The organism is Synechococcus sp. PCC 6716 (assembly GCF_022570815.1).
In the GTDB taxonomy this organism is placed as follows: Bacteria; Cyanobacteriota; Cyanobacteriia; order Thermosynechococcales; family Thermosynechococcaceae; genus Thermosynechococcus; species Thermosynechococcus lividus.
Genome location: NZ_JAKLTU010000008.1, coordinates 144,626 through 159,441, shown reverse-complemented (window position 1 = coordinate 159,441; position 14,816 = coordinate 144,626). Strand labels below are relative to the sequence as shown.

Genomic DNA, 14,816 nt, shown 5'->3' with positions numbered 1-14,816 from the left:
ATCCCTGTTTGTGACGCCTGAATTTTGGAACGATGTCCTAGAGACCTGCGCGCAGGTGCAAACCATTGTTGCCCCCCGTCTGATGGAATGGGCGGGGCAGTCTTCTGTAGAGCACAAAGCCGACGGCAGCTTAGTGACCCGCGCGGATTTGTGGGCAGACCAAAAAATCCGTGAACTTCTTCAGCAGGTGTTTCCAACCCATGCTTATCTGACTGAGGAAGGCAACCACACCTATCAAGGTGAGCCATGGTGCTGGATTATTGACCCCATCGATGGCACGACCAACTATAGCCATGGGTTGCCGATCTGGTGCATTGCCCTGAGTTTACTCTATCAAGGCATGCCGATCTTTGGCTATGTCCATGCTCCACCCCTAGGACAAACCTTCCACGGCTATTATCATGCCCCCGGCCACCCCAATGGGGCATTTTTGAATGGGCAGCGAATCGGAGTGAAGGTAGCTGAGCCTAACCAGCATGCGTTTTTTAGCCTTTGTGCCCGCAGCACTGAGGTTCTGAAGCGATCGTTTCCGTGCAAAATTCGCATGTTGGGGTCTGCCAGCTACAACCTATTGACCGTAGCGGTGGGCTATACCCTTGGCGCGGTGGAGCGCACCCCCCACATCTGGGACATTGCCCCAGCTTGGCCAATTCTCCACGCAGCGGGAGCAGACTGGCGCTGGCTGAATGCTCCGATGCTAGGGCAAAAACCATTTCCCCTCACCACCAATGAAGATACCAACCACCGTACATTTCATACATTAGTAAGTGCCAACACTAGTCTTGGCAAATTTTTCTCGGCCTATATTCTTCCAAACACTTTGAATAGGGGTACCTGACATTGCATAGGGGTATTATGGCTGCCACGTTACAAACATTACCGAAATCTTGGCCGAGCGGCTCTAAACACAGCTTCTGCCTCCGGAGTGCCGACAAATCGCCAATGCCAAGGTTCGTACATCACTCCTTGGCGGTTATTTTCGGGAAATGAAAGCTCAAAACCAAACTCACGACCATGACTGTTCAGCCACTCAAAGGCCTTGGTATTGATAAATCGAAGGGTAATATCATCTTGCGTTGGCCGGGAACCGTCGGCAAGGTCAATGGAGTAGCCTGTGTGGTGCTCGCTATAACCCGGGGGGGCACTTAATCGGGCAGCTAGTTCCTCTGAACCCTGCCGTTGTATTTGATCTTGCCAGAGGAGAGTTTGTCGTTCTATGTCGCGAAACCCAGAGACCGGGACAATCCACACCCCTTCATCCCTTGCTGCACTAATCATTCTCATTAAGGCGTTAGCCGCATCTCGATGGAGATATTCGTAGCGTTGATAGTCTCCTCGACCATAACTAGCAATTTGAACCATGGAATCGCGACTGGCTTCTTTATAGGGAAAATGACCATATTTTGGAGAAGCTATCAAGTCACTAGGAACAGATAGGGCAGGGGAGGATGGGAACTGGTTCTGGTGATCACGAGATAGGGGATGGGGAGATTGGGACTGGTTTACTAATGCAAAGATCGATGGCAACGCCCAGAAATAAAATAGTAGGCAAAAAAATAGGGAAAGAGCAAAGGATGCAATAAGAACAATGGGGTTGCTGAATCTGTTTATGAAGCGATTTCTGGAAGCCTTAGTACTCCGTCTAGAATCCAGCAAAATCATAGCGTCATTCAGCAACGCCAAAATAAAATCAATAATCTGGTTTTTGAGCTTTCTAAAATGGTTCATGGGTGGCTCTTTTTTCTACTTTGTTCATCGATACCGTTGCCTTGGATGATATCTATAATTTTTTGGAATTAGCTATTTTCCAAGATTTACTATTATCGTCATAAATAATCAAATATTGGTAAACTTTACCATAAAAGCTATCATCCTTAACGAATTCACCGTTACGATACATAGAGAGTTCTTCTGAAACGGAAACTACAATTGTAGCAACACCATTATCAGAAGAAAAAGATTGCGGCTTTAAGGCATAGCTATTATAGACGTAATAGGTTCTGTTATTGCGCAGCCAAGGAACTGACTCATATACAATAGTATTTAATAGTTTGCCGGTTATTATCTGATAGGCGGGATCTACGTTATAGCTGGGACCAAAAATAGCTGGCTTCGCATTAAACCATGCTTCTAAGATATCCATTGCTTCAGTTTCTGAGAGATATTTAGGTTGAGGTTCAGGCGTGGCGACTGACTCACTTGTATCAGAGTTCGTGACTTGCTCAGGTCTGGCGACTGGCTCACTTGTGTCAGAGTTCGTGACTTGCTCAGGTGTGTTATTAGGCAGATTGCTAAATACAATAGCAATAGCAATGAAGGCACTGAGGACAGTTAAACCCGCAAATAAGCCTAGTAAAAATAAAATTGCTATAAAATTGAATGATCGCTGTTGACCAGAATCAGCGCCGGCTGAAGAATCTTCACCCTTAGGAGGCTGAGGGGGTCCAAGTTCCTCTGTTTGGGTTACTTCTGGCGGTGATAATGAAGTTGGCTGAGGATCTGCAGGATCTGTCGAAATGATGGTATCATCTGTTCCAGATTCTTCCTCCTCGTCTTGATCAATGCGTGCTCCCGCTTGCTCAGGATTAAACCCACGAGGAAATCGTGTTTTTTGATTATAGATTGCACCTTTTACATCTACATCTTGAAATGAAGCCTTAGTAAAGTCGGTTCCCCTAAGATCTGCATCCGTGAGATCGACATAGCGAAGTTGTGCACCATTTAGCGTCGCCCCAGCTAGATTGGCCTTGCTCAAATTTAGACCTACAAAAATAGCTCGGATTAGTTTTGCATTTTGCAGATTAATATGACTTAAATCCTCGTCATAAATAGAGATATCACAGGCAATGTCTTGATCCGCAAAGTTCCGCTGTCCAGATTTGTAGGCTTCAATGAGTTCTTGGATATTCATGGGGACACAATCCTACAGCCAAATAGAATTTAAGAAAATTCAACTTCACCGGGTTGAACTAATTCCCACTCATTGCCACTCATTTCAACCTGAGCCGGTTTGAGTACACGATAAGGACGACCTGGCTGGACAAAGCCAGAAATGTTAAATAGTTTCTGAAACGTTGACGATTTACCAGGTTGCATGGGATTTAGATTAGGCTTAGGCATGAGCCAATATTTATCATTCCTAGCATCCTTAATAATTAAATAGCTATAGTTATTTTGCTGTGCTAGAGTAACGTCTGTGCAGTCAGGATTTTCATTACGCCGACGCACACTTGAAGTTGTTTCTGAAACTTTGCAAGCACCCTCACGCAATGAATCAGGATTATTTTCATAGGCATCAATAATATGTTGCCAAGATTCAGAGGGTGGTGGGGCAGAAGAACTAGATGATGATGAAGCAGAAGAATTACAACTTGAAGTCGGGTGATTGTAAGGCTCTAAAGATGATGAGGACTCAAGACAAGATATTTGACTTCTAGTTTGTGGAATAGGTGAAGATGCTGCTACTTCTTTTTCTAGATTGTCAATTCGTTTTTTTAGATCAATCATTTGAGAATTTAGATTATCAGCAAATGAGTTTTGGTGTAATTTTGGTAATATTTGTTCTTGTTGCTTATGCAATTTTTGTCTGTTAACTGAAATAAGCTTTCTATGACCTAAAATAAGCATTGTCAAAACAATGTTCCAAATGAATAAGATAAGGGCAAAACTACCACCCACAATCATCGGCAAAGAAAGAAGATCATCAGAAGGTTGAGCCTCCTCTGTGCTACTATTGTTTAGCTGTTCTGCGGCATCACTGCCACTGGATCGCGACTGAGCAGGAACTCTATCAACTGCAATAGTTAGAGTAGTGGGGTTATCGGGTGAGTCAGTGATAACCTTTGCTTGTAAACCGTCTTTTGTTGCTTCTAGTGAGTTATTGCTGATTGATTCAACCTTCCATCCTGATAATTCTGATAATTGCTTTTTATAAAAACCAACTATATTACGAGTGTGTCCTGAGTCAAGATAAGATCTAAGTTGCCAAGTTAATTCGACACGATTGGGGCTTTTGTCCTTTATAGTCGGATGCGTATCGTGTTGTACTACCTCAGAGTCTTTCCTAGGACAAAGCTCTTGTGGAAATGGAATCTCTCCAATGCTGTAGTTTTGTGGCTCACAGATAACTTCTGCCAAGGCAGACGGTGAATTGATACCAACAAGTATCATTCCTGAAAATAATGCAAGTAGTGATGACTTGTAACCCATTATCTTGTTTACCTCTGATTCTTAAATTGATCTGCCCAACGATTGCCCAGTACGGTCAACAATGACTTGAGTGCCAAAATAAAGGGCGGCTCAATCCGAATGTTATCACTGTTCCCGCGCATACGCAGTAAAGTATCCTCTAAGTTACGATAAACGGGGCGCCAGAAAAGATCATTGTCAGCAATGTTATCGGTCACTAGATATCCATAAACCGGTGGCAGCAAGTAATCTAAACCGAATTCAATAGCTGTTTTATGGTAACTATTGAGAAACTTAGCCAGTTGTGCTAATTGACTGACATTAAATCCTGTAATATCGCCCTTCAAGTCCATGCGGCTGTCCCAATCATAGGCTTGACCATTCACTTCAAACCCTTCACCAGCAATGATCGAATCCGCTTCCTTGGCATTCAGGCCGGTTAACTTACTCTCAGTTAAGACCAAACCACAGGCCACTTCATCCTTGGGACGGTAACTCATATAACTTGAAATACTACTATTTTCAAAACCAGAGGCGATGCTTAACATCGCACTAAAATACTGGTTAACTGGACTATAGCTATTAAATGTGCCGCCGTCGGCTAACCAATGGAGTAAACGGGAACCATTACCGCCTAGATAAACGGGCGTGGCTTGGCCGTAGGTGTATTTCTGCTCTTGGTGTAGTACTCTCAAAATCAAGCCAATGTAATAGTATAGCCCACCGAGCCCCAAGGCCATTAACTGCATGAGCCCTTGGAATTCTGGATCACTGGCATACTTATCTCGACTAGCTTTGAGCCACCCCTCACTTTCTCGGCTCATCAAGGAATCGAGCTTCACCAAAAAACTAAAACCAATTAAATCCCAACTTCTACCATCCTCCCTGAATTTCCGCACTAAAAATCCAGGATTCATTTGCACAAACTGCGAGAAGATATCTTTACCCGCCAACTGAACTGAACATTGATGAATGAGTTTGTTCCTTTGCCAGATGGAAATATCAGAGCTCCCCCCACCGATGTCTAAACAGGACGTGGCTACTAGGTCTAGCTGCTCTTTCACTCCTGGTACTTGGTAGTCGGCAAAAAACTGAGCGACAGCAAGGCTTTCTGTTTTGAAATTCTCGGCGACATTACGCTTGGGTGCATCATGCTTGATTCCCGTTGTTGAGTTTAGCTCATTGGTTAGTTGTTCCCATGTCCCTAAGTAGGTTGTAATATCAGTGCGGGACAAGGCCGAGGGGTAGGAAACACACCAATCAATTTGCTTGACATTTTCGCGGGCGGCTTGGGCAGAAATCAGTAGGCTCAGGTTTTTTAAGAATAATTTGTTATGGTCTTGGTTTTCGCGAGACCACTTTAAGTTGGTTTTAATCCAGTTATCTTTAGCCTTAAAAAATTGAGGTAGTGCAGGGGCAAAGTAAATGCGGCCGTCTAAAACCGGATAGGATTCACCCCGCGTACCACGGGTTGTCAACACAGTGGACAGAGGCACCCGCATGACCGTAGCCATAAAGTACTCCCGTAGAACATTCTCCCGACGCTCTGGCTCACTATCCGTGATCTGTAATAGCAGGGGTTCTAAGGTTAGAGGTTCGGCTACCCCATTTCTTGAAACATACATATTGGTAAACGAGGTACCAAAGTCAACCCCCACGCGCCATTTCGCCGTGGAAACACCTTGAATTTCAGGGGGAGGATTCAAGAAAACAATGCCCACATTCTGATTTTTGCTACCGCGGCAGGAAATATAGTCTGGAAAGGACGACATTTGGGAAATAACTAGGCGACTTCCTGCATCGGATAGGGAAATTGGTCCGTCATGGAATTCACCGACACCCTGAAAACGATAGGTTTCAGTCACTTGTGGAAACTCAATGTTAAAGGTCTTGGAGTTGGGGGGGGTGTAATAGAAGCCATAGTAATGCTGCCACCCTTTGCGGCGGAAGTTGGGCCACAGTTCTAGGACAGGCAGTTCACTAACGGCATTCTCGTCTTTGAGAGGGTAATCACGAGCGATACGATAAAAGGTTGGACTATCGACGCCGGACAGTTTGATGTCTAGGGTAAAGCGAATAACTTGACCCCTGTTCCCAGAGACCTGCTGAATTTCCAGATTCTCGATAATGTCTTGGGGACTCAGGTAATCGAGTAGGCGGGGATTCAGAGGAATGATGGGCGTGATCGGATCTCCTTTATACGCTTGGCGCAGGCTATCTTGACCCATGGGGCTGAGGCAACCCACAAATGCCTCTCCTTGGGTAATGAAATAAAAATCCGGCAAAAATACATTATCTTCTCGCAAGTAATTAATCCCGTAAATGTTATTTTCATCTAGGGAGGCTAAGTTAAAGGTGCTGTAAACCCAGATGTCTTGAGCCCGTTTACCCCAACTTTGGGTGATGCTCTGGCGATCAGGAATAATAATCAGGTCTTGGTTGGGATTTTTATCTTCGCTCGGAATAACTTTCAGGCTAGAGGGCTTAGGTTGTGCTTTGATGGGTTGATTTAGGGCACTGAGAACACCACGGTTAATTGATATTCCAAAAAAGTTGGCTTTGGACGTGAGGGTTAAACTCGTTCCTTGATTTGCAGAGATATGGGCTAGCCTGTCCTTAAATTCTCGGCATAGCCTAGCAATTGCATTTTTGGTTGTGTCATGGCCATTGCCTGCCATAATCGTTTCCCGCAGAGCGTCCAACCAACAAGCAAGTTGCTGTGCTTCATATTGATTGAGGTGGGGAACTGGGTCTTGGAGTCCCTCTTTCTGGTTCCACCATGGTAACTGTGCCCAATTAGAATCTTCTCCGGGGCAAACTAGGGTTGTGGGACTGGTCATGCCAACGGCATTATTATTCCACAGAAAAATGTAGATGTCTTCCCAAGGGTTTTTATCCTCTAGCTGATAAAGGGCTGTGCGCGGATCGGGGAGGAGTTGATAGAGGGAGCGGGCAAACTTGTCTTCGTTTCTGTAGTCCCGAAGTTGTAGAAGCTCCGCTTTCAGTGGAAAAGTACGAACCTCAGCAAGGGCGATCGCTGCTACCATGGCTTCCCATTGCCGCACAAGTGCTGGACGAATTGGGTTATACAAGTCTTTTAGCGCCATTTCAAAAGCAAGGGGGCGCGCCCACATGTCAGGAATGGAGCTAAAGGAACGGACTTCCGTGCTGGTTTCAGGAATTTCTAAGCTACTGGCTATGGCTTGGAACGTATCCTCACTTTTTTCTGTCCATTTTCCCCGAATGCCTTCAGCAACATCGGAACCGGATTCTTTAAGCTTAGGTAGAAAAAGTGCCATCAGAGAACCTACGCTAAATGTTACAAACCGTATATAAACTGTTGACTAAGCCAACTGTCCCTTGGCTTGACGGCTGAATTTCAGTCACTTTCTGAAGAAGGATATCTGCAGTTACTGGAGAAGCTGTCCAACTTCTGGTTAATCCTATAATGCCATCAAGGGTTAATTTGCTGGGATCCGGATTCAAGTTGTATAGAGGGAATAATTCACCCAAGTTGACATGGTTTTTGCCTGATCGCAGCATTGTTGCCAGCCATTTGATATAGGATGTACAGTAATCTGTCACATGGGCTAGCGCCTGCTGTTCTTGTGGATCGTTAACTTCCGGTAAACTGACACCACCGAAGCCAAAAATACCCCGTCGCCCTAGTTTATAGTAGGCATTTGTCCAAGGGGCAAATCTCAGAAGGTCTGAAAGTGCTGTATTTTTTAGCTGTGGGCGTACTGCAGAGAGCCAAAGGTAGCTAAATAGAGTGGCTTGCCGTAGGTTGCTTTGGATGGCTTCCCTATCGGGAATATCCTGCCATGTCACCTGTTGTTGTTCACTGCGGTGTAAAATTGCCACCTTGTCAACATCCTGATTATTAAAGAAGTGGAAGATGCTGAGGGCACCCAAAAACTCAATAAAGTGAGGGTCATTACATTGAGTATTTTTACCTAGGCTAAATCGGCCAACTTCATTAAGCTGCTCTTCCCCCAGTAGATAAATGGTGTCAAAGATGGAGCGATCGCGGTAGTACCGTAAGGCAGCTTCAGTGTTGAGCAAAAACTGTTCCGGTCGGGCGCATACTTCATTATCGGAATCGGCCGGAATGATGAATTGGAAATAGGGTAGAACAAGGAGTCCCCCCATTTTTACTCGCCCCGTTAATCCCTGTTGCTGTAAGCGGTTTTTCAGTAAGCGACCAATAGTGGGAAACCCAGAAGCTCCGGTTCCACCAAAGATGGAGCCACATAAGAATATCTTAGGGAATTTCCCTAGACTCGTATTCTGCTCAATTTGCTGTATCAGAGAATGCCACGGTTCTCGACCTCTTTCCTCTAGGTTCAGCTGACTCATAATTGCAGAACCAATGGCTGGACGACCTCGAAAGCCTACATCTAAATTGGCCTCCCGCTCTTGCTGGGTATATAGAACGTCGAACAAATGCCCAAGGGGAGCATCGCTGCCTCCCACTTTATACTTCTCATAGTTAAAAAATTGACCTAGGCTTCGGCTGAGCATGCCATGAAAGGGAGACCAAAGTTCCATTGCTCCTATCGGGGTCTGTACCCATGGACAGAGCCGGGAACTCGTTGCCATGAGTTGATGGTTAGCGCTGTATTGATTTAGGGATGTGAGCGATCGCTGAAGGTTGCCATTAGATTCATCGGGGTCAATGAAAATAATTTTAATTTCTTCGGAACCAAATATGCCGGTAGAGGCAATATGAATAAAGGATTCTACGACCCTAGCACCGGTTCCACCAATGGCAATAATATAGTTTGACATAAGGTTTATAGTCCTGGAATAATGGAACGCACAAGCATTGACCCCGGTGGAACATATTTTAATAATTTAGGTGAGCTAATGGCTGTATTAAACCAGTAAAGTAGCAGTACATCACCGATATACATAGCGGTGATCCAAAGAAGAGCCTCACTGCTGTTGTTAAAGAAAATCAAGGCAGCACCAATGGCAATCAGGGGCAAGAAAAGTAATAACGCCCAAACAAGTCGCATTGATGAAATGGCTGAGGCTGTAACCGCCTTTGATCTGGCAGCAACCATATACCAAAGAAGGGTTGCCAGCAGAGAAACTGTAAAAACAATGGCTGCACCCCGCATATATTGCTGATTGACCCAATCAACAGGATCAACATCAGTGAGGACAATGATGCCACTGTAAAATAAAAACGGCTGAATGAAGAATACAAAGATAGCGGCAAGAACCGTAATTCCACAAATTCTTAGCAAATCAAAAAGCATAGACTTAATATGTTCGAGGATTTGGGGAACTGAAACATTATAGAACGGTGGTTGTTTAATGGCTACATTCAACAATTTATTGTTAAAGAAAATTTCTGTCAAGAATCAATATTCTTAAGGCAGGTTGTTTTAATGCCACCAATCTTATCATTAGGTGTTTTATTTTTGCAAATATTTAACAAAACTTAAGATCTGGGTCAATGATGCAGTAAGGATTCAGTAGTAGGTGATAGCAGTGCTTTTGATTATTATGTATTCGCCGCTACAATGTATTGAATGTTACAAGTTTGACATATAAACTGCCGTATTTTGCTTTGTTTCCCTGAATTTATTGTGAGTGGGCTACTTGTTATCTTGGGAAATTGGTATAGTTTGGGAGATGTTGATCATTAAGATTCGTCATTAAGTTCTACGGGAGCGTTTCGGTGGTGAGGTTCTCTAGTCGGTCAGTTATTCGCAGAATACTTTATCTGATGTTGAGTTTGGTCATCTGTTTTTTGGTGATCGCCTGTGCCCCCCGCCAAGAAATCCTTGCCTGTGGCGATCCAGACGATCCGGCCAACCCTGCCAATAGCATTAATCTAGAGCGCACTGATAAGATTCATGTCTCGATTTATGTGGATGCCACCCTTTCCATGCAGGGCTACGTTGTTCCCGGTAGCGAAACCAAGTATGGTCAAGTGCTACAGCTTTTAGAAAGTGTTGCTACAACGGCTTGGGTCGGAACAAATTCTGAAATCAGCTACTACCGTTTTGGTACTACCAGTCAGAAAATTAATCGCTCGGTCTATCGTACTGCCCTAACCCCAAGCTTTTATGGTGCTGGTGGCTCTGATGTGAGCGTGGCTGCCATTGACTCAGTGATTCAGGCTCCCAGTGAAAACGATGTCACGATAATTGTGACGGACTTGTATCAGAAAGATGCGGACATTGCCCTTGTGCAAAACGTGATCACTAAAAACTACCTTGTAAATGGTTACGCTGTCGGGGTTCTATCCTCAAGAAGTGAATATAACGGCACGATATTTGACGTGGGCTTGGCTAATCGTGATTTTAAGTTTAATACTGCCGGCCTGCCTCCGGAACGGCACCATCCCTTTTATGTGATCTTCCTAGGCAAAATTGGTAATCTCAACTACTTTGCTCAGCAAATGCAGCGGGCAAACCCCCAAATACTTAAGCAGGGTCACTTTGAAATTTTCTATTCCAGTCCAGTCACTGAAACCGCTACCCTAACTGACGATGGTTGGCCCCAAGAGTTGCCCCGGGGGTTTCGTCGCGCCCATTCCCTCAATGATGGCAATGTTATGCTCCAGTCCCGTGCTGCCAATTCTGTTGATTTCTTAGTTGTTAGTCGGAAAGTTGGTGATCAGCCCTTAGATTATCAACTGACTTTGAAGCCCCTTCCTAACGCCTTGGCCATTAATCCACAAATGCTGGAACCAAATGTGAATAATTATCGTTATTTTCGGCAACATGGTGGCTTTGGCGCTAGTGATAGCGTTTTTGGCAAGGTTCTGCGTACCGTCCTACGTGGCGAGACCTTGGATATTGCGACAACGATTGATCCCGATAATTTAGCCAATGGCGTGTACTATATGCGATCACGGTTTATGCCCAAGGAACTACTTCAGCCGCAGTGGTGGCAGGAGTGGAATGCCCGCGAAAATGAACTGGATGGCTCTAAAACCCATTTTCTGCTGACCTTTATGCAGGATTTGAAGCGAGCCTCAGAAAATTTGATGAACAATCAGGGTATTGTGGCCGCAGATTTGTGTGTTGCGGTTCAGAAACGTTAACTCCTATCCTTTTACTTACAGCGGTTTGCATAACTAACTGGTACAGTAGCAGCAGATAAGCAAAGTAGTTCTTCAACGTCTCATAATATTGTTTCTGCAAGAATTGTTCCATATCGTTGCGGAAACCGCTGTATGTAACTGATGGATGGCCAGTTTATGGACATTTCATAGCAGACGAAGACCATATGGTTAGTAAGACGTATATGACGAGAGTAGAAAGTGAGAATACACGTTTAAGACATTATCTTGCTCGGTTGCACCGGAAAACGTTGTGCTATTCTAAATCCGTATAGATGTTAAGATACTCTAATTTGTTTACTAATTTATTATTTGAATTTTCAAGAAAATCTGTTTGCCTCTGATTCATAGCTCCATTCAGCAATGCCTTTTTGTCCAGAATGGTACAGTATTTGCGCCAGTTAGAAGTCATCCTTGGCCAACGCTTGGGATATCGTGTGGAAGTCGTGAAGGGACTTTTTGACGGCGATCGGGTTGTGGCAGAGGGGGCGATGCAACTCTATGCTCAATCACTGCGGGGAGACACTTCAGCAATAGAGCCAGACTCAGAGATGCGAACGTTGCCCTTGCCTTGGGGATGGCTGATTATTGGCAGTAGTGCTACTGCTGCAACATTATTCGCAGCCGGAATGCACTGGCAAAAGCAGCGCTCGCGGTTAACAAGTACCTCTTAGGCTAGAAGCAAGGGGGAACGTTCATAACGAGCTACAACCGCTGTGGCCACTGCGGAAACCTATCCGTAAACTACCTCGCCCGATAGAGGACGGGGCTTTCAGCAGCCCTCAAGACAACATCCTGCCATGAGCAGGACAGTATCTCGGAGCCTCTAGGGATGTTTACAAGCCCCCCCAAAGTAGCAATATTTTTCGCTCCATTCACATCAGCATCTCCTATCCAGCCGCAGGACAGGTTCAGGCACGCACACCTTTTGCCCTGCCGATGACCTATCACGTTGCAACAATGACAGGTTTTCGAGGTGTAGCGAGGGTTGACGATAAACTCTCGATGGGCGCGATCGCCCTAGGTCTTCAGCAGCAGTTGCTAAGCGGGCGACTCAAGCTTGAAATTGATTGGGGATTCACGGTAAGACAAAGGGGAGCACTGATGGTGCCTGTGTAGTCTAGCTTACAGAGAGTTTAAAATAAACCATGAGTTTGCAACGTCGCCGATTTCTTACGTTAGCGGCCACAGGGGTCGGCTTAACGTTATTTCCCCAAGGGCTACAACTGCTCTACCAGCGTGCTGCCGAAGGTCGTTCCGTCGCAGGTCGGGGGTTTGGATCCTTGGTTAAAGATCCTCAGGGGCTGCTGCATCTACCGGCAGGGTTTCAATATCGAGTCTTTTCTAGGCTAGGCGATCGCCTCAGTGATGGTAACCCCGTTCCCACCTGCCACGATGGTATGGCGGCTTTTCCGGGGCCGGATGGGTCAACAATTTTGGTGCGCAATCATGAAGTCTATCCCGGACTGCCCCGTAGTTTCCAAGGCGTTGTTGCTGCCAAAGATAAAATGTATGACCCCATTGCCCCCGGGGGCACCACCACTCTAATAGTGAGTAAGGATCGGCAACTGCTGCGCCACTATGTGTCCTTGGCAGGTACCTCCCGCAACTGCGCTGGCGGCACAACTCTCTGGGGCAGTTGGATTAGCTGCGAAGAAACCATTGCCACCCCCGAAAACCCAGCCAACCGAGGCCCTGTGCAAAAACGCCACGGCTATAACTTTGAAGTCCCCATTACTGCTCAAGGCCCAGTGACTCCGGTGCCCCTCAAAGCCATGGGTCGCTTTCAACACGAAGCGATCGCCATCGATCCAAAAACCAACATCATCTATCAAACAGAAGATCGCGGCGACAGCCTCTTCTATCGGTTTATCCCCAAGGAGCCTAGGCAGCTAGCAGCGGGGGGAGTGCTCCAAGCCCTCAAAATTAAACGCTATCCCAAAATCAACACTGGCAGCGACTTTCCCCTACGCAAACCCTTTGAAGTCGAGTGGGTCACTATTCCTGAGCCAGATCCTGCCGTGGACACCGTCCGTTATCAAGGCAATGACCGCGGGGCAGCCCAGTTTGTCCGTGGGGAAGGACTGTGTTACCACAACGGCGAGTTTTATTTCACAGCCACCAGTGGCGGCGACAAACGCCTAGGGCAAATTTGGCGGTACCGTCCAGGCTCTACAACTAATGACGGCGGTACGATTGAACTGTTTGTGGAGTCTCCCGGAAAAAATATTTTGGACTATCCCGACAACCTTGTTATGGCACCGTGGGGGGATCTCTTCTGCTGCGAAGATGGGGACTCCAGCAACAAACGCCTAGTTGGCATTACTCCTCAAGGAGAAATCTACCCCTTTGCCCAGAATGCTCTCAACGATCAAGAACTGGCGGGAGTCTGCTTTTCTCCCGATGGTCAGACGATGTTTGTCAACCTCTACCATCCGGGGATGACCTTTGCCATTTGGGGGCCGTGGGGTCAGCGCGCCTAGACTGCGTGTCAGTGCCATGACTCCCGAGGCTCATCCGAAGTGGATAGAGTGCAGGCTATCCAGTGGTTTAACGATTGACCGTGATCACAATGCGGCTGTCAATATCAAGTTTCTGGCGGTAGGGCATGCCGTCAATAAAGCTCAGGTAACATCCGATGCACTAGCAGGAGTCACTGAGCAGCCCACACGCTATGCGTCAGCATGAGTGTCCGGGGTATATCACTGGCGCAATCCCCTCACAACGGCCACACCCGTGGATGATGGCGAGGCTGATCTGGGTGCAGAGTTTGCCGCAGCAGGTGCCAAGCGGCCATAAACCACTGCCGTAACTCTGGGGTTGAGTGCCCTCGATACCGGCACACCACGCCCCGAATGAGGCGAGTGACCCCTAGCTCTCCTTGGAAAGGGCTGGCCAGTTCCCGCAGTGCCATGATCTGGTCTGGTGTCACGGTGGTGCCAATCCATGCTAGGGTGCCCACAAGGGTACGCCCTGCCAAGCCATTCAAGGCGGTGCAGAGTGTTCCGTCGAGGTGTTGGCGATCAATCCAGAGGGGAACGCCTGCCTGCCACACGTCGATGTGCGATCGCCAGTGTCCTGTTAAAAACGCTTCACCGCGAGCCGTGCGGCCAAAGCGGGTCATCTCCCAAAGGCAAACTTGGGCTGTGGTGGCCAGTTCAATATGCAACTGGTGGCGATACTGAGCACCATTAAAGACAATGGTTTCTTGGGGCAGCCATTCTAGGGAGGCTCCCTCACCAATATGACAGTGAACCCGGTTGTCCACTGGCTGCTGGGCACGACCATACACCTTGGCCGCAGCAGCGGTGGTAATGAGGGCATGGCAGTGGGGCTGCAAGGTAATGGTTTGCGCGAGGCGATCGCCCCCCACATAGCCGCCAGCCGTATGGAGCAGCACATTATGGCAAATGTGCCCCCCTTCGGGATAAAAGGAGCGCTGTAGTTTCAGGGGTGCTGACGCATAGGTACGACAGGCAACAGTGCGTCCCTGCTGCCAAGCGTAGGCTAACTCCAGTTCACCAAGCCATCCTGCCACGCATCG

General features: G+C 46.8%; 13 protein-coding genes and 1 pseudogene. 6 read left to right on the top strand and 8 right to left on the bottom strand.

All coding sequences use genetic code 11. The features are described 5' to 3' along the window. The first annotated feature begins 10 nt into the window (after nucleotides 1-10). The gene (locus L5220_RS06640; RefSeq protein ID WP_499572479.1) at nucleotides 11-838 is read left to right on the top strand and encodes an inositol monophosphatase family protein; all 828 of its coding nucleotides are present in this window, start codon (nucleotides 11-13) and stop codon (nucleotides 836-838) included. A 38-nt stretch (nucleotides 839-876) separates the two neighbouring features. Here L5220_RS06640 and L5220_RS06635 read toward each other — a convergent pair whose 3' ends face one another. From L5220_RS06635 to L5220_RS06610, 6 genes are all read right to left on the bottom strand, one after another. Further along, a complete protein-coding gene (locus L5220_RS06635) occupies nucleotides 877-1,362 on the bottom strand; it encodes a M15 family metallopeptidase (RefSeq protein WP_499572477.1) in 486 nt (161 codons plus the stop codon). Nucleotides 1,363-1,780: 418 nt separating this feature from the next. After that, entirely contained in the window at nucleotides 1,781-2,911 is a 1,131-nt protein-coding gene (locus L5220_RS06630; protein WP_499572475.1) for a pentapeptide repeat-containing protein, read from the bottom strand. Nucleotides 2,912-2,940: 29 nt separating this feature from the next. Then, nucleotides 2,941-4,209, bottom strand: coding sequence for a hypothetical protein (locus L5220_RS06625; RefSeq protein WP_499572473.1), 1,269 nt, complete (start codon nucleotides 4,207-4,209; stop codon nucleotides 2,941-2,943). Between the two features lie 8 nt (nucleotides 4,210-4,217). After that, the gene (locus L5220_RS06620; RefSeq protein WP_499572471.1) at nucleotides 4,218-7,487 is read right to left on the bottom strand and encodes a hypothetical protein; all 3,270 of its coding nucleotides are present in this window, start codon (nucleotides 7,485-7,487) and stop codon (nucleotides 4,218-4,220) included. A gap of 13 nt (nucleotides 7,488-7,500) precedes the next feature. Next, complete coding sequence (locus L5220_RS06615; RefSeq protein ID WP_499572469.1) at nucleotides 7,501-8,979, bottom strand: hypothetical protein; 1,479 nt, start codon at nucleotides 8,977-8,979, stop codon at nucleotides 7,501-7,503. A gap of 5 nt (nucleotides 8,980-8,984) precedes the next feature. Continuing rightward, nucleotides 8,985-9,557 (bottom strand): hypothetical protein, encoded by a 573-nt coding sequence (locus L5220_RS06610; protein WP_499572467.1) that lies wholly within the window; start codon nucleotides 9,555-9,557, stop codon nucleotides 8,985-8,987. Between the two features lie 371 nt (nucleotides 9,558-9,928). Here L5220_RS06610 and L5220_RS06605 point away from each other — a divergent pair, with 371 nt between their 5' ends. The 3 genes and pseudogenes from L5220_RS06605 (at nucleotide 9,929) to L5220_RS06595 (ending at nucleotide 11,946) form a co-directional block, all read left to right on the top strand. Then, the gene (locus L5220_RS06605) at nucleotides 9,929-11,254 is read left to right on the top strand and encodes a hypothetical protein (RefSeq protein WP_499572465.1); all 1,326 of its coding nucleotides are present in this window, start codon (nucleotides 9,929-9,931) and stop codon (nucleotides 11,252-11,254) included. A gap of 131 nt (nucleotides 11,255-11,385) precedes the next feature. Then, nucleotides 11,386-11,544, top strand: a pseudogene (locus tag L5220_RS06600) (IS1 family transposase); the annotation flags it as partial. A 99-nt stretch (nucleotides 11,545-11,643) separates the two neighbouring features. Continuing rightward, the gene (locus L5220_RS06595) at nucleotides 11,644-11,946 is read left to right on the top strand and encodes a hypothetical protein (protein WP_499572463.1); all 303 of its coding nucleotides are present in this window, start codon (nucleotides 11,644-11,646) and stop codon (nucleotides 11,944-11,946) included. A gap of 70 nt (nucleotides 11,947-12,016) precedes the next feature. On the opposite strand, the gene L5220_RS06590 is transcribed toward L5220_RS06595, so the two are convergent. Then, on the bottom strand, nucleotides 12,017-12,223 hold the full coding sequence (locus L5220_RS06590) for a hypothetical protein (protein ID WP_499572461.1): 207 nt from the start codon (nucleotides 12,221-12,223) through the stop codon (nucleotides 12,017-12,019). 9 nt (nucleotides 12,224-12,232) lie between these two features. Between L5220_RS06590 and L5220_RS06585 the strand changes: the two genes are divergently transcribed. Further along, on the top strand, nucleotides 12,233-12,391 hold the full coding sequence (locus tag L5220_RS06585) for a hypothetical protein (RefSeq protein WP_448514529.1): 159 nt from the start codon (nucleotides 12,233-12,235) through the stop codon (nucleotides 12,389-12,391). A 29-nt stretch (nucleotides 12,392-12,420) separates the two neighbouring features. Next, nucleotides 12,421-13,755: an alkaline phosphatase PhoX gene (locus L5220_RS06580; RefSeq protein WP_499572459.1), complete on the top strand. Its 1,335-nt coding sequence runs from the start codon at nucleotides 12,421-12,423 to the stop codon at nucleotides 13,753-13,755. Between the two features lie 236 nt (nucleotides 13,756-13,991). Here the strand turns inward: L5220_RS06580 and L5220_RS06575 are convergent, their stop codons facing one another. Continuing rightward, nucleotides 13,992-14,810, bottom strand: a complete 819-nt coding sequence (locus L5220_RS06575; protein WP_499572457.1) for an urease accessory protein UreD — start codon at nucleotides 14,808-14,810, stop codon at nucleotides 13,992-13,994. Between the last annotated feature and the right edge of the window lie 6 nt (nucleotides 14,811-14,816).

Bases quoted from the DNA above. Each gene is read 5' to 3' on its own strand.
- L5220_RS06615 (WP_499572469.1), bottom strand. From the start codon at position 8,979: ATGTCAAACTATATTATTGCCATTGGTGGAACCGGTGCTAGGGTCGTA.
- L5220_RS06625 (WP_499572473.1), bottom strand. From the start codon at position 4,209: ATGGGTTACAAGTCATCACTACTTGCATTATTTTCAGGAATGATACTT.
- L5220_RS06620 (WP_499572471.1), bottom strand. From the start codon at position 7,487: ATGGCACTTTTTCTACCTAAGCTTAAAGAATCCGGTTCCGATGTTGCT.
- L5220_RS06630 (WP_499572475.1), bottom strand. From the start codon at position 2,911: ATGAATATCCAAGAACTCATTGAAGCCTACAAATCTGGACAGCGGAAC.
- L5220_RS06580 (WP_499572459.1), top strand. From the start codon at position 12,421: ATGAGTTTGCAACGTCGCCGATTTCTTACGTTAGCGGCCACAGGGGTC.
- L5220_RS06605 (WP_499572465.1), top strand. From the start codon at position 9,929: ATGTTGAGTTTGGTCATCTGTTTTTTGGTGATCGCCTGTGCCCCCCGC.
- L5220_RS06635 (WP_499572477.1), bottom strand. From the start codon at position 1,362: ATGGTTCAAATTGCTAGTTATGGTCGAGGAGACTATCAACGCTACGAA.
- L5220_RS06585 (WP_448514529.1), top strand. From the start codon at position 12,233: ATGACAGGTTTTCGAGGTGTAGCGAGGGTTGACGATAAACTCTCGATG.